At 31.2% G+C, this 20,150-nt stretch carries 17 protein-coding genes and 1 riboswitch; of the genes, 9 read left to right on the forward strand and 8 right to left on the reverse strand.

Annotated elements, in window-relative coordinates; genetic code table 11:
- Positions 1 to 42: 42 nt before the first annotated feature.
- Positions 43 to 1,158 (reverse strand): FAD-dependent oxidoreductase, encoded by a 1,116-nt coding sequence (locus CLMAG_RS10360; RefSeq protein ID WP_066621766.1) that lies wholly within the window; start codon positions 1,156 to 1,158, stop codon positions 43 to 45.
- Positions 1,159 to 1,328: 170 nt separating this feature from the next.
- A complete protein-coding gene (locus CLMAG_RS10365; protein ID WP_066621767.1) occupies positions 1,329 to 3,041 on the reverse strand; it encodes a methyl-accepting chemotaxis protein in 1,713 nt (570 codons plus the stop codon).
- 375 nt (positions 3,042 to 3,416) lie between these two features.
- Between CLMAG_RS10365 and msrA the strand changes: the two genes are divergently transcribed.
- On the forward strand, positions 3,417 to 3,890 hold the full coding sequence (gene msrA / locus CLMAG_RS10370) for a peptide-methionine (S)-S-oxide reductase MsrA (RefSeq protein WP_066621769.1): 474 nt from the start codon (positions 3,417 to 3,419) through the stop codon (positions 3,888 to 3,890).
- A 212-nt stretch (positions 3,891 to 4,102) separates the two neighbouring features.
- On the opposite strand, the gene CLMAG_RS10375 is transcribed toward msrA, so the two are convergent.
- Positions 4,103 to 4,597, reverse strand: a complete 495-nt coding sequence (locus CLMAG_RS10375; protein ID WP_066621771.1) for a PTS sugar transporter subunit IIA — start codon at positions 4,595 to 4,597, stop codon at positions 4,103 to 4,105.
- A 338-nt stretch (positions 4,598 to 4,935) separates the two neighbouring features.
- On the opposite strand from CLMAG_RS10375, the gene CLMAG_RS10380 reads away from it, so the two are divergent.
- The gene (locus CLMAG_RS10380; protein WP_066621772.1) at positions 4,936 to 5,328 is read left to right on the forward strand and encodes a hypothetical protein; all 393 of its coding nucleotides are present in this window, start codon (positions 4,936 to 4,938) and stop codon (positions 5,326 to 5,328) included.
- 78 nt (positions 5,329 to 5,406) lie between these two features.
- Here CLMAG_RS10380 and CLMAG_RS10385 read toward each other — a convergent pair whose 3' ends face one another.
- Positions 5,407 to 6,105 carry a hypothetical protein gene (locus CLMAG_RS10385; RefSeq protein ID WP_066621773.1) on the reverse strand — a complete coding sequence of 233 codons (699 nt, stop codon included), beginning with the start codon at positions 6,103 to 6,105 and terminating at the stop codon, positions 5,407 to 5,409.
- Positions 6,106 to 6,437: 332 nt separating this feature from the next.
- Here CLMAG_RS10385 and CLMAG_RS33205 point away from each other — a divergent pair, with 332 nt between their 5' ends.
- The 4 genes from CLMAG_RS33205 (at position 6,438) to CLMAG_RS10405 (ending at position 11,813) form a co-directional block, all read left to right on the forward strand.
- Positions 6,438 to 7,754, forward strand: a complete 1,317-nt coding sequence (locus CLMAG_RS33205) for an MASE3 domain-containing protein (protein ID WP_082831877.1) — start codon at positions 6,438 to 6,440, stop codon at positions 7,752 to 7,754.
- A 205-nt stretch (positions 7,755 to 7,959) separates the two neighbouring features.
- Positions 7,960 to 8,865 (forward strand): LysR family transcriptional regulator, encoded by a 906-nt coding sequence (locus tag CLMAG_RS10395; RefSeq protein WP_066621775.1) that lies wholly within the window; start codon positions 7,960 to 7,962, stop codon positions 8,863 to 8,865.
- Positions 8,866 to 8,974: 109 nt separating this feature from the next.
- Complete coding sequence (locus CLMAG_RS10400) at positions 8,975 to 9,214, forward strand: YkoF family thiamine/hydroxymethylpyrimidine-binding protein (RefSeq protein WP_066621779.1); 240 nt, start codon at positions 8,975 to 8,977, stop codon at positions 9,212 to 9,214.
- A gap of 260 nt (positions 9,215 to 9,474) precedes the next feature.
- Positions 9,475 to 9,557: riboswitch (cyclic di-GMP riboswitch) on the forward strand.
- 153 nt (positions 9,558 to 9,710) lie between these two features.
- Positions 9,711 to 11,813, forward strand: coding sequence for a methyl-accepting chemotaxis protein (locus tag CLMAG_RS10405; RefSeq protein WP_066621781.1), 2,103 nt, complete (start codon positions 9,711 to 9,713; stop codon positions 11,811 to 11,813).
- A gap of 137 nt (positions 11,814 to 11,950) precedes the next feature.
- Here CLMAG_RS10405 and CLMAG_RS10410 read toward each other — a convergent pair whose 3' ends face one another.
- The 4 genes from CLMAG_RS10410 to CLMAG_RS10420 all read right to left on the reverse strand — a co-directional run bounded on the left by CLMAG_RS10410 (position 11,951) and on the right by CLMAG_RS10420 (position 16,382).
- On the reverse strand, positions 11,951 to 13,915 hold the full coding sequence (locus tag CLMAG_RS10410; RefSeq protein WP_341420327.1) for a DUF5050 domain-containing protein: 1,965 nt from the start codon (positions 13,913 to 13,915) through the stop codon (positions 11,951 to 11,953).
- Positions 13,916 to 13,930: 15 nt separating this feature from the next.
- Complete coding sequence (locus tag CLMAG_RS32370) at positions 13,931 to 14,095, reverse strand: hypothetical protein (protein ID WP_161486951.1); 165 nt, start codon at positions 14,093 to 14,095, stop codon at positions 13,931 to 13,933.
- A gap of 234 nt (positions 14,096 to 14,329) precedes the next feature.
- Positions 14,330 to 15,019: a YjjG family noncanonical pyrimidine nucleotidase gene (locus tag CLMAG_RS10415; RefSeq protein WP_066621784.1), complete on the reverse strand. Its 690-nt coding sequence runs from the start codon at positions 15,017 to 15,019 to the stop codon at positions 14,330 to 14,332.
- Between the two features lie 43 nt (positions 15,020 to 15,062).
- Positions 15,063 to 16,382: a hemolysin family protein gene (locus CLMAG_RS10420; protein WP_066621786.1), complete on the reverse strand. Its 1,320-nt coding sequence runs from the start codon at positions 16,380 to 16,382 to the stop codon at positions 15,063 to 15,065.
- A gap of 293 nt (positions 16,383 to 16,675) precedes the next feature.
- On the opposite strand from CLMAG_RS10420, the gene CLMAG_RS10425 reads away from it, so the two are divergent.
- The 3 genes from CLMAG_RS10425 (at position 16,676) to CLMAG_RS10435 (ending at position 20,149) form a co-directional block, all read left to right on the forward strand.
- Positions 16,676 to 17,659, forward strand: a complete 984-nt coding sequence (locus tag CLMAG_RS10425; RefSeq protein ID WP_066621788.1) for an endonuclease/exonuclease/phosphatase family protein — start codon at positions 16,676 to 16,678, stop codon at positions 17,657 to 17,659.
- A gap of 262 nt (positions 17,660 to 17,921) precedes the next feature.
- On the forward strand, positions 17,922 to 18,215 hold the full coding sequence (locus CLMAG_RS10430; RefSeq protein WP_066621790.1) for a hypothetical protein: 294 nt from the start codon (positions 17,922 to 17,924) through the stop codon (positions 18,213 to 18,215).
- A gap of 494 nt (positions 18,216 to 18,709) precedes the next feature.
- Positions 18,710 to 20,149 carry a cell wall-binding repeat-containing protein gene (locus tag CLMAG_RS10435; RefSeq protein WP_066621792.1) on the forward strand — a complete coding sequence of 480 codons (1,440 nt, stop codon included), beginning with the start codon at positions 18,710 to 18,712 and terminating at the stop codon, positions 20,147 to 20,149.
- Position 20,150 lies beyond the last annotated feature (1 nt).

Genomic DNA, 20,150 nt, shown 5'->3' on the forward strand with positions numbered 1-20,150 from the left:
TATTCAGTGAAATTTTACGGTGTTTTTCCGTAGTATTTAAAATTAATGTCTTATCTTCCTATAATCATTCCAAAGTTTCATTAATGGAGTTATTCCTTTAAGTAAATCGATCTTACTATCATTACCGCATATTGTATCGATGAGTTTATCTACTAGTTTATTGTCTAAGTTTTTAATTGCAAAATCCAAATCATCATCCTTTAAATTTTCTAAGAATTTTCTTAGAACAAGGGAATTATTATAATTTTTCAATAAAGGTTTAACTAGTTCCTCATATTTTCCTATCCCACAAATATCCTGAGCTGAGTATATCCCTGTAAGTATTGCTGCAAATTGTCCAAATCCCAATCCAGGAGAAATTGATCCAAAACAATTTCCAACAAAATAAGTATTATCAATCTTAGGTGTATTACATATTCCCATCATATATTTTGTAATCTCAAACTTATCTGTTATTCTAAAGTCTTGCTCTAAATCTTTAGAGGCTAAATTATAGAATTTTTCCCACATAGCATTTATATCTAATTTTATATTATCAGGATAATTAGGGTAAGCGATAACAAGATTAGTCTCTTTTTCAGAAAATGGTATAGACCATGCATATCCCTTAGGAATAATATTATAATTAAACCATACATGAGGAATATCTGTAGCAAACTTACCTTCAACTGTTACACCTCTTATTGTACATGTTAGATCACACCTGTAATTTCCTAGATGTGAAGCATATTCTCCATCTCCTGTGGCAAGTACTACATACTCAAACTCCTTACATAATTCTTCATATTCGTAATTTGAATTAAAATTAATTTTTGAAATTAATTGCTTTTCTAATTGGCATTCATATGAATTTTTATGCCTTCCTCTAATATTCGTATATCCGATTTTTTCATCAATGCTTCCAATTTGATTTTTTGAATGAACAACTAGTTTGTCAACAGTATCTATAGGTTTCAGATGTATATCGTAGTTCCTAGAGATGTAAGACAAACTATCTTTAATAGGTCTATTGAGTATGCTAAACATTGCTTCAGCATTAACAAATCTATCTCCAACGCAATTTCTCTTTTCAAAGATTGTTGGCATGATTCCGTGCTTTTCTAGTGTTATTGCGCAGGATAAACCTGACATGCCAGCACCTAAAATAGCAACTTTCATAACAAACACCTCCGATTATGTATAGTTTATACATTTATAAATTTAATATACAGCATTGAACTACCAAAATATAAAAACTCCTACTAGCTTATAAGTAAGAGTTTTTACATTATTAAAATATTCATTTATAATTATCTAGCAACTTTTATCTTCTATCAAAATTCAGTATTCTATACCTTAAATTTTGCTGTAATATTATTAAGATTTACTGCTTGTAATGACAATCCCTCAATTGCTTTAGCAGTTTCTTCTGCTGATTTAGTTGTCTCAATAACGTTGGCAAGAATCTCTTGAGAGCCAGATGCAGTTTCTACTGTTGATGAAGATACATTTTCTATTGCTGTTGTTGTTTGTTCAATAGAGCTAGAAATCTCCTCAATATTAGATGATAGGTTTTCAGAAAGCTCTCTAATCGATGAGGAATCTTTACTATATTGCACACTAATATCAACTAGCATTTTATAATCAGGAGAAACCTTTTCGTCTATAAACTTTAGTAGTTGATTAGCATTATCAGACAAGTCATTAAAAGATTCTTTTACCTGATTTATAATGCTTTGAATTTCTGATACAATTTTTGCTGATTGCTCTGCTAGTTTTCTAACCTCGGTAGCAACAACTGCAAATCCCTTACCATGTTCACCAGCTCTAGCCGCTTCTATTGCAGCATTGAGGGAAAGCAAATTAGTTTGTGATGCAATTGCAGATATACCCTCTGATAGTTTAATTACTTCTTCTACAACCTTACCATTCTCTATAGCTTTTAGAACTTGATTTTGTTTTTCCACATAAAGCATGTTAGCATCATTAGTAGATTTCTCGGCATTTTCTCTAATTAATATGGCCCTATTTTCAATTTCCTTTGATGTTTCTTTAAAATTTATAGAAATAGTTAATAGGTTGCTTAAAGAATTATTTATTTCTTGAATAGCTGCACTTATTTCCTGTGAAGAAGCGCTGTTGTCTTCAATAGATTTAGTGATCTTAGAAGTAGATTCTTTAATCATCTCCATCTTGGAGAATATTTCTTGAACAGCAGCACTTAGTTCTTCACTTGAAGCGCTAAGCTCATTTGAATTGATTTGCACTGTGTATATCATCTCTTTAATACTACTTGAAGAATTATTTAATGATTTGCTTAAGTCTCCAAACTCATCCTTTGTATTTATTTCTACTTTGGAAGTCAAGTCACCAGTACCTAGAGACATGGCAAATAGTTTTACTTTATTTAATCGATTTGTTATATATCTTGTAAGAGTATAAGCTAAAAGTATTGATAACACTATCGCTATAGCTATTATAATAATGAAAGTTAACCTTGCATTATTATAACTATTATGATTCTCTATATTTTTTTGCTCACCCTGCTTTCTATTTATGTCGATAAGTTTATTAATGTCATCTATGACTTTTGATCTGGCCTGTGATAAACTATCAGTCAATGCTAACGCTTCATCGTATTTATTATTAGTAGCTAGTTTAATTGCACTATCTCGAATATCTCTATAAATAGAAATATCATTATTATACTGATCAACTACTGATTTTTCAGCGTCTGAAATTCCTAGTTTAACATATTCATCCAATAAATTATTATCCTCTTTTACTTTAGAATTTATATCATTAATTAGAGCAGTCTCTTTTGATTTATCTCTAACATATAATAGTTCAGTTGTATCTTCTTTGATCATTAAAGAGTTTTCGTAAAATTGATGAAGATAGTCAAGTGATGCTAAACTATTGCTATATATATAGTTTCCCCTACTTTCTAAGTTACCCATATATACAATTCCTAAAGCACCAACGGAAAAGAGTAGTAGTAGGATCAGTATAAATGAAAAAATCATTCTGGTACCAACTTTTATATTTTTAATGAAATCCATAGTCTATTCCCCCATATTTTTCACGTTAGATTATAAATAAAACTATAAATCTATGCTCGTCAAAAGGTAAGTTCTTGTTGTTAGTCTAATTCTCATTCTTATTATAATGATATTCTTGCCTATTACTAATGTTACAAAAAAGCTTACTGGAATTCATTTGGCATTTTTTGTTTGTTAACAATAAATAATTTATAATCATGCTCTGCCTGCGGTATGCAAACATTTATTTTTAATATATCAAATAAAAATAATCGAAATCTTTTAATGAGAATCTGTATGGTTGCTATGGGGAATAATATATCTTTAGTATAGAAAGTCTTTAAACTGCTGCAAATAGTAATAAGCTGCAGCTACCATATACAGGAGGAGTTCATAATGAAGAAAATAATTTTAGCAGGTGGATGCTTTTGGGGTGTAGAGGAATATATCTCAAGAATTAAAGGAGTTGTAGAAACAAAGGTGGGATATGCTAATGGTACTAAGAAAAATCCCACTTATGAAGAAGTATGCAGGAGCGATACTAGACATGCAGAGGCTTGTTATGTAATATATGACGAAAACTTGATAAGTTTAGAAAGGTTGCTGGATAGGTTTTGGCAAATCATAGACCCTACTGTTGCAAATAGACAGGGTAATGATATAGGGCACCAATATAGAACAGGCATATTCTACACTGATAAAGATGATTTACCTGTAATACTAAAAAGCATGGATGAAGAGCAGAAAAAGTATTCTAAGGCAATAGTAACGGAAATAGAACCTATTTCTTGTTTTTACGATGCAGAGGGATACCATCAAAAATATCTTAAGAAAAATCCAGATGGATACTGTCATATAGAATTGGACTAATAAAAAAACGTGGTTAAGAATTATAGACTATGCATGACCATTTCTTATTCTTTACAAAGAGAAGATGGAGCTGCTACAGAATGGATATCTATAAATTTTCATGAATAGAAGCCATGCATATAAGGAAGTTTGTTTTCCTATTTATGCACGGCTTTTGTTTTTGTATAGGGCTTTTATGTATTTTCCAATAACCCGATTTTTCCGTTCCAATACTATTTAATTATCACATTTACCACAGGAGTTTCACCAGAAACCAATTCAGTAAGATCTTCAGTCCATCCTAGTACAACCTTATCTTTTGCAATATTAGTTACTGTAGTTACAACTAGGGAGCTATGGGCCTTTTGCTTTATAAAATCTAAATCAAATCTTAGCAAATCTTCTCCTTTTTTAACAGTCTGATTTTCTGTTATTAAATATTCGAAACCTTGCCCTGCTAGCGCAGCAGTTCCTATACCTACATGAACCAAAACAACATAGTTGTCTTCTGTTTTGATTCCTACAAGGTGTTTACTTTCTGAAGTTGTTACAATCTTTCCAGAAACAGGGGCTTTTATCATACCGTCTGATGGGATAATTGCAAATCCGCTTCCAACTAAACCCTCACTAAACACTGGATCTGGTACTTCATTTAGTGCTACGAAAGTACCATTTGATGGAGATACTATAGTATTTGCTTCGTGTTGTTCTTGATAGAATTTAAACATAAGAAAAGCTCCTCTCAATTTTAATTTATTTGTCTAAGAAAATACAAATGGTTATTAAAACCATTATAACTGGTAGATAAAAATGTGTCAACAATTAATATTTTATTAACAATCTTGTAGTATAATGCTATGGAACTTATAGCAAAAATAATCATATAACAAATTGCCAACTCCCAAGGTTTTTTACATAATAGGAAACTACAGCAAAGAAGAAGGTGTATTATTAAATGTTAACATAATGTTTATTGTAGATCAGTGAACTATGTGTTAACCTGTATTTATAAAATTCATTTGTATGTAAATTAATTTAAGTAATGATGAATTGGAGGAGTATTTAATTGAACTTTAGAAATTACTTATATAAAATTGCGTATTATTTAAGAGGTTCATATGGCTTTGATAGGTTTTCTAAGTATCTAGTTATTACAGGATTTATACTTTCTGCTTTCAGGTACACAACTATATTAGGATATGCTTTAACTGTTTATAGTGTTTGGAGAAGCTTTTCAAAGAATAGATATAAAAGGCAAAGAGAACTGCTAGCATTTGAAAATTATCTGTTTGGTATAAAGCAAAAATTCTATAGATATAAATCATCTGTCCTGGAATTTCGTCAATATAAAATATTCAAGTGTCCAAAGTGTTCTCAAAAGCTTAGAGTTCCTAGAAAGAAAGGAAAATTGGCTATTACCTGTAAAAAATGTGGCACTGAGTTTAAAGGTAGATCTTAGTGATATAAAAGGATCATAAAAAATAAGCCGGTTGGGGTTTTGAATCACCTTAATCGGCTTTTTAAGTAGTAGAGATATTTAAACTGCTGAGATTTCCTGCATCAAACTTTTTAATCTTTCTTTCAAATGACTTTTCCTCATAAGGATAGTCTCTACATCTGTATAAATTTCATTTATTTTTTCATACTCTAAATCTACGCCAAGTATTTGTTCTACAAAAACATACATAGGATTTCCGGAAAACATCCATTGATTATTTACTTTCTCACTAAACCCAAATTCTTTTTCTGCCGTTAGCCGAGCTTCAACAGGATTTTTTGCTTTTATATAATTAATACTTAATGTCTGCACGATATCATTGTCTTTTATTCCTATTTTATATATACATATATTCGTAATTCCGAAATATTTTATTAGTACTTCATCTACAAGATCTTTTAAAGGTATTGTAGACAAGCTTTGTTTATAGATTTCACTAAAGTAATTAATCCTTAAATTGTCAATAATATCTTCAGGTATACTATAAAAATCTTTTAGTATTTTATATGCTTCTAAAAACCAAAATATAAATTTACGCTCTTCATATATTAAATCTACCCAATAATCGGAATCATGTTTTAATAATTCTTCGTTGCAATCCTTTAGTAATTTATTTATGCTACAGTGAGAAATTAAGCTTTTGCAGTACTTATCGTCATAATTTACTTTTCGATCAAGCTTAAATTCTATATCATATACTAAGCATTTCCATTGCATCTTTAATTTATCTTCTTCCATAAATCCAGACCTCCGTTATGTTATAAAGTTTTTTATCATTAATATACTTTTTTTTTCTTAGCTAATAAATAAGCTTTTATAGAGAATTAAGAAGAAATTTTCCATAAAAATAGTATATAATACAATGAAATAAAATAAAATTGGTAAGTAGAATTTATTGTTCAAGTGAATTAAAATATATTATTGTAAGTTGTCTAAGTTTGTGACATTATATATGAAAATTTCAGACTGTATAAGACTGCAGATTTCTTAACGTTTTTGCTAATAATTCATATTATGGTAACTAAAGAATGTAATTTGCAAAAGATTATATGGTTTTGGAGGAATGAAATATGAACCTTTTAATAGAGAACTTTGAATCTATTTGCATAGCCATTTTTATGCCAGCTCTTTTAGTTATAGTTGGATTAAATAATTACCTTTTCTTTCATACGGGAGTTGAAATATTTTGTATTGTTATTTCCATAGTTATATTTGCTACTTCAGTAAGAACCTTTAGATACTCTAGAAATAGCTTTACACTATTTTTAGGTTATATATATTTTTTTATGGGGGTATTAACTTTTTTTCACCTAACGACTTACTATGGTATAAATATTTTTAAAATAGATTCTCCTAATATAGCGACGCAGTTCTGGATAGCTAGTAAGTATTTTCAAGCACTTGCGTTACTAATTGCAGCAACCTTTATAACAACACCTATAAAAAAGATTCCAGCATTCTTAGTGATGTTAACTACTACTGCGATAATAATAATTTCTATAATGTTAACAGAGGTATTTCCAACAAGCTTTATTGCAGGAAGAGGATTGACCCCATTTAATATAATTAGTAAATATGTAATATGTTTTGTATTGATTTTATCCATGATAACGCTTCATAGAAATAAAAATTGTATTGATGGGCCATGCTATAGGCCAGTTATCTTGAGCATAATTTTTACTATCTTAGCTGAGCTTACCTTTACTCTTTATAAGGGATCCTATCAATTTCCAAACATGGCAGGGTATCTTCTTACTATGGCAGCCTATTACTCCGTTTATTGGTGTGTATTTTCAAAGGGGGTTGTTATCCCATATCATAAATTAGAGATTAGCTATGATAAAACTATAGAAGGATGGAGCAAGGCCTTGGAGCTTAGAGATGCTGAAACAAAAGGACATTCTGATAGAGTGGTAAAAGCTACTATAGAATTAGCCAAGGCTTATGGAATAGAAGAGGACAAACTGGTTCATATAAGGCGTGGAGCTCTGCTTCATGACATAGGCAAAATAGGGATCCCAGACAGTATACTATTTAAGCATGGCAAGCTAACTGATGAGGAATGGAAAGTAATGCATAAACATCCTGAGTATGCCTATGAGCTTTTATCTACTAGCCCTTATCTTATACCAGCTATTGATATTCCATACTATCATCATGAAAAATGGGATGGTTCAGGTTATCCCTGTAGGCTTAGCGGAAAAGATATACCAATAGCTGCCCGGATTTTTGCTATTGTGGATGTATGGGATGCTTTGAGCTCCGACAGACCCTACAGAAAGGCATGGACAAAAGAACAAATTATAGATTATATAAAATCTCTTTCAGGTATTCATTTCGATCCTGAGATTGTAAAATTATTTTTAGAAAAGATCTATGAGGAGTAGGGATTAATTCCCACTCCCTTTATTTAGACAAGCTACTTAGCATCATCCATAAAATAAAAGACACATATGTCATTATATAATTGTTATGCTATAAAGTAATTTAGCTGCTACAGCAAGAGCCATAGTAACAAAAATAGGTTTTATAAGAGGGATCATTAGAGCGGGTAGTCATTGGATGAATGAAACGCGGGGAGTGATTGTTTGTATGGATATAAGACAACTGAGATACTTTCTTGCCATTGCTGAAGAAGAGAATATAACCAGAGCTGCTGTAAAACTACATATAGCTCAACCTCCACTTAGCCACCAATTGAAGCTTCTAGAAGATGAATTAGGTGTTAAATTAATAGATAGGAATACCCGTAAAATTCAGTTAACAGATATAGGTGAGAAACTACGATATCGTGCTGAGCAGATGCTGAGATTAATGGAAACTACAGTGAAGGAATTAAAGGATATTAATGAAGGGCTTCAAGGAACTTTATTAATCGGTACAGTACCATCTTCGGGAGCAACACTTTTACCGGAAAGAATCCACAGTTTTTACGAGAAATATCCAGGTATTGATTTTCAAATATGTGATGGAGATACTTATAGAATAATGGAATTATTAAATAGCGGAGTAATAGAAATTGGAATTATACGAACACCCTTTAATTCGGAGATTTATGAAGCAATATATTTACCCAAGGAGCCAATGGTAGCGGCTAGCAGTAATTTATATTGTTCCGAAGAAGAAAGAAGTATAGAAATTACAGAGCTTATTAATGAAGCATTGGTAATTGACAGGAGATTTGAAAATGTTATAGTTAATGCATTTGAAAATGAAGGGATTAAACCTAAAATCATTTGTAGAGGCGATGACGTTAGATCAATACTATTGTGGGCAAGTACTGGAATTGGAGTGGCTATTGTACCTAAGGCTGCCATTGGGCTTATTCCAAATTCAAAGTTAAAGTATAGGGAGGTTAACTTAACTTCTGTAGAAACACAGACAGTTATAATATGGATGAAAAATAGATATTTATCCTCTGCGGCTAGACATTTTTTAGAAACCTTTGAAGTATATGATGGAGGTCAAAAAAGTATTTTGCAGACCTTTAGGTCATAGCATTTTTATTAAGTATTGTAGATAACAGAAGGTATATAGTGGGTAGTATAATTTATACAAAAGTTATGATACTAGTTAATGAAATTAAATTTAGAGGAGAGAGTTAATTATGATAACAGCAGAAGTTGCAGTATACCCCCTAAAGACTACCGATGCTACAAAAGTAATAAATGATTCAATAAATTCGATAAAACAAAGTAATCTTGATTACCAGGTGAACTCGATGAATACAATATTAAATGGCAATAAAGAAGATGTATTTAATTGTATTAAGACTATGTTTACTGAAGCTGAGAAAAGCGGAGGAGAAGTAAATATGGTGGTGACAATAGGGAACTCAAGCAAGTAGAAAAATAATATTCTAAATTATATATCTTTAATAGAAAGTTTTAACCTTATATCGAATGTTTTAATATTTGTAATAAGGTTAAAATTCCTTGATTTATTAGATTGCCCTATTATTTAGATTAGAAACACAGGGGAGATGATAGGGTATTAAATTATCCCATATAGTATAGGTTTTAAATTTAAAATAACAATTTGAATAAATATTGTTTTAATGGTATAATTATTAAAAAATGTAGAAAAATAGAATAAATAAAGAAAAATTAGGTATTTGGAAACTATGATAAATTCTTTGTATTTGGGCACTTTAGGAATTTGGAGTTAGCAGTGCAACCGACCAATATAAAATTATTAATCTTAATGGAGATTTTTAATTTTATGTTGGTTTTTATTGTTTTTTGCAACTAAAACACATGAATTTAAATCAAAAAATTCTTCAATGATTAAATGTAAATTCTTCAATTATCCAGTATTAAAATTTACACAAACAGGGGGATAAAATGATTAAAAAAATAACAAAAAATATGAAAAGTATTAGTTCAAAAATAGTTGCAGTTATTATTATTAGTTGTATTCTAGTATCTCTTCCAGTAGGTATTGTGAACTCTGTTGTCGGTAACAATATCATGGAAAAAGAGGCTAAAGATAAGCTTCTTTTAACAGCTCAAAGTAAAACAAATGAATTTGATAAAACTATTATAAATGTTCAAAGTTCTGTAGAAAATTTGGCTACATCTTTGTATAGTGGCTTAGATCTAGAAAAAATGAAAACAGACCCTAATTATACAGTTAACTATTCAGATAGTTTACAAGCTATTGTAAAAAGATTTGGTGAAACTACACAAGGCGCAATGGGTTCCTATTTCTATTTTGCTCCTGAGTTAACTGGTGGAGTATATGGTGCTTGGTATTCCAAAACAAAAACAAATGGAAATTTTGAGGTTCAACCTCTAGGAACTTTAGATGAATTTACTCCCTCTAACAAGGATATGAATTGGTATTATAAACCTATTCAGGCCCATAAGGGTGTATGGCTTGATCCATATGAGTATCCTGAGCTTAAAATCACCATGATTTCCTATGTGGTACCAATGTATAAGGACAACACTCTAGTAGGTGTTGTTGGTATGGATATTGATTTTTCTTATTTCAAAAAGACGATAAGTGAAACAAAGGTTTATGACACAGGCTATGCAAGTTTGCTTGATGAAAAATATAATGTATTAGTTAATCCAACCTTAAAACAAGGGGATAATTTATCTAAAATAGATAATGGTTCTTTAAAATTTATAACCGATAATATGAGTAAAAATGGCTCAAATGTAGTTACATACAAATACAATGGAGAGAATAAAATATTGGCCTATGCTCACTTATCCAATGGGGATGTACTCGCAATTAATGTTCCTGAAAAGGAAGTGTTAAAAGAACAAAATCGATTATCAGTATTATCTAATGGCATGGTTATATTGTCCATGATTATTTGTATTGTAATTGCTTTGTATATTGGTAAGTTGATGGCAAAGCATATTATAGAAGTATCGGAAATTATAGATAAAACTACGAACCTAGATTTAGTCCCAGATAGAAGTTTTCATCATTTATTAGAATATAAAGATGAAGTAGGTCATATGGCAAATGCTGTACATAATATGAGAAATATACTTCGGGGTATGATTGAAGATTTAAAAAGTGATTCATCAAATACTTCCCAATATGCAAATAATCTATCTGTAATTACCACAGAAACTTCTGAATCCATAAATGAAATTTCAAGTACAATGGAGGAATTATCAGGTGGAGCATCCAAACAAGCAGATGTGACACAAAGTGGATTAGAGAAACTAATGATTCTTGCAAACGAGATAGAAAATGTATCTAATAGCTCTACTTTAGTTAAAAATTATGTAAATGAAAATAATGAAACTAGTAAGAGTAATAAGAAATCAATAGAAAAATTGCATGATCATTCTAAACTGAATAATGACATTATAAAAGAAGTTACAGAAAATATACAAAAGCTTACTAATAAATCTAGTTATATAACTAATATTATAAATACAATTAAATATATTTCAGAACAAACGAATCTACTAGCATTAAATGCAGCCATCGAGGCAGCAAGAGCTGGAGAGCATGGTAGGGGATTCTCAGTAGTAGCAGAGGAAATACGAAAGCTAGCAGAACAAACGGAACTGTCTACAGAAGAAGTTTTAAAAATTATTAATGAAATTGAAGTCGATATTAAGAATACTAAAAACAAAATGGACAAGGCCAACATAATTTTTGATGAAACAAATAAAGCATTAGTAGATACTAGTGAATCTTTTGACGTGATTGGTAATTCATTAAAAAACACCTTTATTCAAATTGACAATCTTATAAATAGTATTAAAAAAATTAATGAAAATAAAAATAGTGTCGTAGGGCTTATTCAAGAAATATCAGTAATTACTGAAGAATCTGTTGCTGCAACAGAGGAAGTATCTGCAACGGTAGAAGCACAACTAAAAACTGTTGAAGATATATCAAAAAATTCGGACAACCTAAAATTATTAGTTGTGCAATTGGATAACTTAATAAACAAATTTAAAATACAGTGATAAATAATTATTATGATTTTAGACAAAAAGATTATATTCTCTTTGAAGTATAGGATGGGGATTAAATATCACTTGCAGATAAACCCTCTATGAGGAGAGTGATAAGGTATTTAATCCCCTTATTAAAATTAATAAGTCTAATTTGATGTAAACCATCCATCTATTTTGTAATTGCCGGATTCAATAGTACTTCCATCTAAAGCTGAAACTTTTATATAGTAAGTACCAGCAGCTAGTTTTACCGAAAGTTCAGCATACCCATCTGATTCAGTTTGTGTACTATAAATAACTCTCCCACTCTTGTCCATTATTGAAATTACTGCATTACTCAGTATATCGGAGGAGTTAAATAGCAAATTAAAATTTAATTCATTATTAGGGGTTATTCTATAAAAATCAGAATCATTGCTTTGGAGTGATCCATAAACTGCAGGAGCGTTATCATTAGGAGAACTCCAACCTCCACCAGCTGGGAAAGTTATTGCAGATTCTATGGAATCATTTGGCTGCTGGTCAAATACATCCGGTATTGCAAAACGTCCAGCTGTTCTTCCATCAATCTGTGCTATTTTTCCGATAAAAGGTGATATAGTGGTTGAATATATAATATAGTCACCAAGAGCAGTTATCACACCGCAGCTTTCATCTACAAATTTTACTCTGTCAGTGCCATCAGTGCGAATTCTATAGAGTTTTTGACTGTCAGAATCATTGCTATAATATATCCAACCGTTATAAACAGTTAAATAGCTTATTGAATCTTCTGAAAGCTTTATATTTTCAGTCCCATCTGTTTTAATTTTGTATAGCTTTTTTCCATCATTAAAGTTTGAATAGTAAATCCAGCCATCTATTATATTCATAGATGAGACTTTAGCATCGATTATTTTAGTTTTCCTATTAGTGTTTATATCCATTTTATAAATAGAGTCGCCATCACTTCCATTTTGATAGTAAAGATAGTTACCATCTATAAGCATGTTGTAAGCGAATTCGGTACCTAAAAGCACCTTATTACTTCCGTCAGTGTTCATTTTATAAAACTCATTCTTTCTATTACTAGCATAAATCCAATGGTCTACAACAAGAAATGGAGAAGCTCCTTCAGTGGTAAGCTTGGTTTGTTCACTTCCGTCTAAATTAGATTTAAAAAGATTATTATCATTGGCACCGTTTGTAAAATAAATCTTATCGTTCACTATACTAACATAGCCAATCAAACCATTAAGAACTCTTGTTGGTTCAGCACTTTCTGACCCAATTTTAGATAATACAGTATTACCGTCAATCCTTGTATAGTAAATATTATCTTTATAGCTGACTAAAAATGAATTCAGTGCAGGATTTCCACGAAGGTTCCCATTTTCTAAAGTCACCTTTACAGTTAGTTTTACTTTGTTCTTATAACCTGCCAAGGTTCCTTCAAAACTATAAGTTCCTATCTTAGAAGTATCTATATTATAAGAATTCCATGTTACAGGGACGAGTCTTGTGGTTCCATCTTCATAAGCTGCAAGAACTCTAGTAGGGAAGTTGTAATTATGAGATACAAATACATAATCTGATATATCATCAACACGGTCTATAGCTGAATAGTTTACAGCACTTTGCAAGGAGCTCTCTACATCTTTACTTATAGCGCCAGTACCACCAAGAAGAGATATTCTTTCACTGTTCTGTTCCTTTAGATAATCGGAGGTATCATTAGGTAATGTACTATCTGTAAGAATTATAGGAGAATTCAAGTTTGCGGCAAGTACACTGCCTGAAAGTGCATCAGGAAAGTTTTCACCAGAAGCAACTACTATTCCATTATCCGTACCAAGGGTTTCTGCTACCTTTACAGAGGTCTCATACCTATTGCTGCCTGCAAGTCTTGTCCATGCAACTCCTAGATCATCTAGTTGAGTTTCCACTGCAGCAGAAATAACCCCTGTACCTCCTACTATATAAGCATTTTTCACCTTAAGTTTGCTTATCTTATCTATGGTTCCGTTGTTTAAACCATCTTTTTCAGTAAGAAGTATAGGGGCATTATTTGCTTTAGCTAGAGGAGCTGCACATAGTGCATCTGGGAAAGCTTCACCACTAGCTAGTATTATAGTTGAAGCCTCAGTTCAACCATCATTCACTATTGATAAATTTGTTTCATATCTGTTTAAGCCGTCAAGTTTATAAACCGTAGGGGAAGCTGCATATGCTTTATTTGAAAATAACAAGGATGCTGCAACAGTAGATAGGATACCTAACTGTGAGATATTAAACCTTCTACTTTTTTTCATATATACTCATATCCTTTGGTAGTTGATTTCATGTACTATTGTAGCACCTAAGGCTTGATATTAGCTAGAAGTAATTATTATATTAGTAGGATAGTTTTACTATGAAAGTAATTTTAGTTCTATATGAGTGGTAAAAGAAATGAGCACTGCAGCTATAGAATTAGCTGCAGGTTAAGTTCTATTTGGCTCTTACTTAAATCTAATAGCGTACGCTTTATTTTTGTTAATCTATGTTTAGTTCTTCAGTATATCCTTAAGCTCCATTATATTGGAAATCTCATAAGTAGGTTTTATTGATGTTTCATTTATCTTTTTATTGGGATTAAACCAGCAGGTATCTATTCCAAAATTTATTCCACCTTGTATATCAGAGGTTAGGCTATCCCCTACTATGAGCACTTTACTTTTATCAGTGTGATTTAGATTTTTTAAAGCTAGTTCAAATATTTCAGGATTTGGCTTTGATACTTTAACTTCTTCAGATATTACTATATCTTCAAAGTATTTTGCTATAATAGATTTTCTTATTCTAGTATTCTGAACATCTGTAAGACCATTAGTAACTATAGTAAGTTTATAATCCTTATGAAGGCTTTCTACAAGGTCTATACTATCATCATACAAGAATGATGCATTAGATAAGTGCTTCATATATGATTTAGCAAAGGCAACTTCATCAAACTTAGTATTTAACTTATGTGATAGTCTTTTAAATCTTTCTATTTTTAATCTTTCCTGTGTAATAAGACCCTTCTCAAACTCTTTCCATATATCTGCATTTATTCCGTGGTATATCTTCAAATGATGATCCTCATTGTATTCTATGTCAAATTCAAGCATAGTATTTTTAAAGGCATCTCTTTCAGATTTTATAAAATCAAACAAAGTCTCATCTGCATCAAATATTATTATCTCGTATTTCACAATACTTGCCTCCCAGTATAATTAGTTCTTCCTAGTATAATTACTAGGCTTCTACTTGAACATAAACCTTTATTTTTTGAATTCTTTTTTCTTTTATTTCTTCTATCTTAAATATTAAATTCTCATATTCAACATTTTTTTCCTCAGTATTTTTAGGAATACGTCCAAGAATATCGATAATAAATCCACTTATAGTATCATAATTTTCACTTTGAATATCTACATTGAAATAATTATTAAAATCATCTATTGAAAGCATACCATCTACTATAAATGTATTGTTGTCAACTTTCCTAATATCTAATTCATCTTCGTCATATTCATCCTCTATATTACCCATAACTTCTTCAATAAGGTCTTCTATAGATACTATTCCTGAGAATCCTCCATATTCATCTATCAATACCGCCATATGTTTTTTAGATGACTGCAATTCTTTAAATAGCTCATCGATATTTTTGGTTTCTGGGACAAAGTATGGTTGGTGTAATATGCTTCTAATATCTACATTTTCAAAGCCGTGTTTTCTTGCTTCAATAAAGAAATCTTTCATATAAAGAATACCAATTATATTGTCAATATCTCCTTCATATACAGGTACTCTTGAGTATCTTTCTAATATTAGGTTATCTAAATACTCACTTAAGGGAATACTTATATTAATTAAATATACTTCAGTTCTTGGTGTCATAACTTCATCCGCTAACTTATCATCAAACTCAAATATACTATTTATCATTTCTTTTTCAGTTTCATTTATAACTCCATGCTCTTGTCCAACTTCTACCATAGACTTAATTTCTTCTTTTGATACCTTTTCATCTAAACCATTTATTTCAAGACCGACTAATCTAATCAAAACACTAGTTGATGCTGAAAGCAGTTTTACAAATGGTACAGTTATCTTAGAGATATATAATATAGGTATTACAGAAAACATTGCAATAGTCTCTGATTTTTGTAATGCCACTCTTTTGGGGAATAATTCACCAAATACTAATGTTATATAAGAAAGTGCAATTGTTACCACTATTAAGGCTATTTGTTCACTATATGGGATATTAAACGTACTTAGATATCGTGATAAATTGCCTGATAACCCGGTAGCAGCAGAAGCACTTGAAAAGAATCCGGCAAATGTTATTCCTACCTGAATAGTAGACAGGAATTTAGTTGGCTCTTCCATGAGCTTTAATAATAGTTTTGCCTTTTTGTTTCCTTCCTCTGCAAGGATTTTTATCTTATTCTTATTTAAAGATACTATAGCCATCTCTGCTGAAGCAAAAAATGCATTAAATGCTGTTAAAATAGCTATTAAAATTATTTGCGAAGTTACATTCGCAGGTTCTGGTTCTAATTCCATTAATTATTTCCTCCACAAAATAGAAATTTTATTGTTATGATAGCACAAATGATACAGATAGTAAATACAGTAGCATTTGGTTTATAAGATCAGGATTAAATATCTATTTTATATAACATTTATTATTATGCCAACTATTTAATACTTTTATATATAAAATACAAAATATTCAAGAACAAGAACTTTTATTTATTAAACTGGGGATACTTCTTGAATTTATTCCTCAAAATTCACCGAATAAATTATAAAAGCATATTCTAAATTACTAGATATAAAGGAAAGAAGTGAATAAAATGAATTCAAAAAAAGATGTCATGCTTTCAGTTATGACATGGAATATTTATCAAGGGGCAGATTTAAGTCCTATTTTTACTTCAAGCTCTAAACCAATTCCCCAAATTGTTACAGAGGTTTTTCGTCAATTCCTTGCTACGAATTTTCCGAAACGAGCAAAGGCCATTGCCAAACAAATAGAATTAGAAAAACCAGACATTATAGGGCTACAGGAGGCAGTATTAGTAGAACTTATTTCACCAGATTCATACAGGGTTGTATATGATTATATAAATATTCTTCTTGATGAATTAGAAGATAGGGACATAAAATATGAGTTAATAGTAAAAAACAAGAACACATCCATAGAGTTACCGACTAGCACAGGGAATAAGGTTGCTTTTACGGATCGTGATGTTATTTTGGTTCGAAAGGACTCTGATGTAAAGGTTGTCTGGAAACAAGGGGTGAATTTTCAGGCTAAATTACCACCAATTGAAGTTGGTAACCTATCAGTCACAATTACAAGAGGGTGGTCTGCTATGGACGCTATCCTTAAAGGACATATGTTCAGAATGGTTACAACTCATCTTGAACCACTTTCTTCCATCATCTCTCCCTTCATACAGGAAGCGCAAGGAAATGAATTGCTAGCGGGGCCAGGACAAACAGATCTTCCACTTATTTTTACAGGGGATTTCAATTCAAAGGCTGATAATACAGGAACAGCAACTTATAGAAATCTAATTAATGCAGGTTTTACAGATACATGGCTTACTGGAGATTATGGAGATGGTTTCACTTGCTGTCATGATGGTGATTTGTTGAATGCTGTATCAACCTTAAGTGAAAGAATTGATTTGATTTTGATGAAAAATAATAGCAACTGGGAGGTAATTAAGGAGAAATTAGTAGGAGAAACTCAGTCAGACCGAACCCGAACAAGACTATGGCCATCGGATCATGCTGGTGTATTAGCTAAATTTAAATTAGGAAGTCGTTAAATATTTTAAGGAGTTAGATGATATAGAAAAGTATTTATAAGGTTTTAAATTAGGGCATTGCATGATTTATTATAGAAGAACTGTAAGCTGACTTTTAATTGGCTGCTTATGGTTCTTTTTGTTCTAGGTAGAAATAAGTTGTACAATGTTGAATTGATAGTATATGTAAAAATGTAACAACATATAGAAATTAATGGAATAAAATACTATAATAATATATGATTTTATTCCATTAATTTCTTGGGGATTTGGGGGCATTTCTATGAGTAATATAACTGCTTTAAGGGGCATTAAGGAACTTCCTTTTATTGTTGCAAATGATGATGTTATTGTTGAAGTCAGCCAACAGTTTCTTGATATGACTGAGTTTACAGTTGAAGACTTTAAAAATAAAAATATTGTAGAGTTATTTAGAGTTTTAAGAGTCGGGCCAGGTGTCAGCTACGAAAATATAGACGATACTACCGACTATTTTTTGTTTACTAAATCTTTTGAAGTTAAGTTTGTTAATATAAAGGTAACTGGTGATATACAGGAAAAGGTATATGTTTTTTAGAGAAAAATGATTCGAATTTTGATATTAAACCCCCAGTAGCCAGTACATTATGTTCAGATAACTACTATGGAATTGGTATGGATAGTATGCCCGATATGACACTTCTTAAGGCAAATGATAAATATTTCAGCTTTAAACATGAGCCCTTTAATAAAAAGGAAAATTGCATTGGAAGGCATATAGCCGAGTTTGCCACAGGTTTTACTATGAAATTGATGGTGATGAAATCCCCCGTGAGGATTTACTAACCTTTAGAATTCTTAGTAAAGGAAATTTTTAAAATTATATACTAACAATAAAAAGACCAGACAAAAAAAATTATGCAAGCATTAATGGAAGTACTATTAAAAAGGATAATGGTACCGGAAAGGAAATATTAGAGCGGGTAGTCATCGGACAAAATATTTTATCGGTAATATTTCAACAATTATTATGCAAAAAATGCATATAATTAAGGTAGATGATATAAGCACAAATTAAGGGGGGACAAGAAATTGAAAAGGGTTAAGTTACTAGTCGTGTCATGTGTTTTAGGAACAAGCCTATTGGTTTCAACTAATGTATTTGCAAAGGATAACGTCAATATTCTTAGGTTAGCAGGGCAGAATAGATATGGAACAAGTGATGCAATAGTTTCTCAAGGGTGGTCACAGTCGGATTATGCAGTTTTAGTTAATAGTGAAAATTTTCCGGATGCAATAACTTCTTCACCTTTAGCTAAAAAGTATGACGCACCTATCCTTCTAACTGATTCAAGTAGTTTAACAGATTCTACTAGGCAAGAGTTAGAAAATTTAGGCGTTAAAAATGTATTTATAATAGGTGGTACAGCAGTTGTAAGCAGTAATGTAGAAAATAACCTTGAAAATATGGGTATTAGTGTAAAGAGAATATGGGGACAAGATAGATATGAAACTTCTCTTAAGGTAGCTAAGGAGGTAGAGCTCCCTAATGGGGTCTTTGTCGTTTCAGGCGAACATTATGAGGATGCTTTATCAGTAGCTCCAATTGCAGCTGAATTACAGTATCCTATAGTATTGATTAGTAGAAATAATGTGCCAGACACAGTATTAAATTATACAGATGTTATAAAAAACACTGATGGACACGTAGTAGTTGTAGGTGGGGAGGATGTATTAAATAGTAATGTAATAAGTGTGATAAATCCAACGGAAATCTATAATCAAACTAGTAAATATAATAGAAACTTAGCGTTAATTGATGATTATAGAAGGCAATTAAATTTAAGCACTGTATATATTGCTAGTAATAAAGGATTTGCAGACGCTCTCTCTGGTTCAGCATTAGCAGGGCGGAATGGGAACCCAATAATATTAGTTGGCAATAGTAATCTGAGCAGTGTAAATAACCTTATCAGTTATAGTAATGTAAGAAATGTAAATGTATTAGGTGGAACTGGAGTACTTAGTGATTATGCTGTAAGCCAAATTATAGGAGAAGCTAGCGTAAGCAGAGAACCTTCTGAAATTGTATTGAAGGATACAGATAATGCTCCAATATCAACCGGTGTTGGAGAAGTACCTAGCAATGAACTTTGGTTAACCTATTCTGACGGTACAGAAGAATTGTTAGTTTCATCCCATGATGCCGAAGAGACACAGGACATAGTTGCAGGAATTTCAAACCCTCAGTTTTCAATAGATAAAAAGAAAATCTATTTTATGTCTGAAGCGTGGGCTACCTCTGCATCAGTGCATGTTGTAGACATAGAAACTAAAAGTGAGCATTTTGTATGTGATGGAAACTACTTTAAGGTAATCCAAAATGGACCTTATGCAGGAAATTTAATAGTAAACCAGCATAGATATTATGAGGAAGGTGGTTCCTACAATGACTACTATATTGTAAGTCCTGAAGGAGAACAAATAAGCGATTTAGGTGACAGTTCTGAAGTTTTGAGTGAGTATGAATAAC

This window comes from Clostridium magnum DSM 2767, from assembly GCF_001623875.1.
GTDB lineage: Bacteria > Bacillota > Clostridia > Clostridiales > Clostridiaceae > Clostridium_AM > Clostridium_AM magnum.

Excerpts from the sequence above, each read along its gene's own strand:
- CLMAG_RS32370 (WP_161486951.1), bottom strand. The coding sequence starts at position 14,095 with ATGAAAAAAAGTAGAAGGTTTAATATCTCACAGTTAGGTATCCTATCT.
- msrA (WP_066621769.1), top strand. The coding sequence starts at position 3,417 with ATGAAGAAAATAATTTTAGCAGGTGGATGCTTTTGGGGTGTAGAGGAA.
- CLMAG_RS10395 (WP_066621775.1), top strand. The coding sequence starts at position 7,960 with ATGGATATAAGACAACTGAGATACTTTCTTGCCATTGCTGAAGAAGAG.
- CLMAG_RS10400 (WP_066621779.1), top strand. The coding sequence starts at position 8,975 with ATGATAACAGCAGAAGTTGCAGTATACCCCCTAAAGACTACCGATGCT.
- CLMAG_RS10405 (WP_066621781.1), top strand. The coding sequence starts at position 9,711 with ATGATTAAAAAAATAACAAAAAATATGAAAAGTATTAGTTCAAAAATA.
- CLMAG_RS10430 (WP_066621790.1), top strand. The coding sequence starts at position 17,922 with ATGAGTAATATAACTGCTTTAAGGGGCATTAAGGAACTTCCTTTTATT.
- CLMAG_RS10360 (WP_066621766.1), bottom strand. The coding sequence starts at position 1,158 with ATGAAAGTTGCTATTTTAGGTGCTGGCATGTCAGGTTTATCCTGCGCA.
- CLMAG_RS10420 (WP_066621786.1), bottom strand. The coding sequence starts at position 16,382 with ATGGAATTAGAACCAGAACCTGCGAATGTAACTTCGCAAATAATTTTA.
- CLMAG_RS10425 (WP_066621788.1), top strand. The coding sequence starts at position 16,676 with ATGAATTCAAAAAAAGATGTCATGCTTTCAGTTATGACATGGAATATT.
- CLMAG_RS33205 (WP_082831877.1), top strand. The coding sequence starts at position 6,438 with ATGAACCTTTTAATAGAGAACTTTGAATCTATTTGCATAGCCATTTTT.
- CLMAG_RS10385 (WP_066621773.1), bottom strand. The coding sequence starts at position 6,105 with ATGGAAGAAGATAAATTAAAGATGCAATGGAAATGCTTAGTATATGAT.
- CLMAG_RS10375 (WP_066621771.1), bottom strand. The coding sequence starts at position 4,597 with ATGTTTAAATTCTATCAAGAACAACACGAAGCAAATACTATAGTATCT.
- CLMAG_RS10365 (WP_066621767.1), bottom strand. The coding sequence starts at position 3,041 with ATGGATTTCATTAAAAATATAAAAGTTGGTACCAGAATGATTTTTTCA.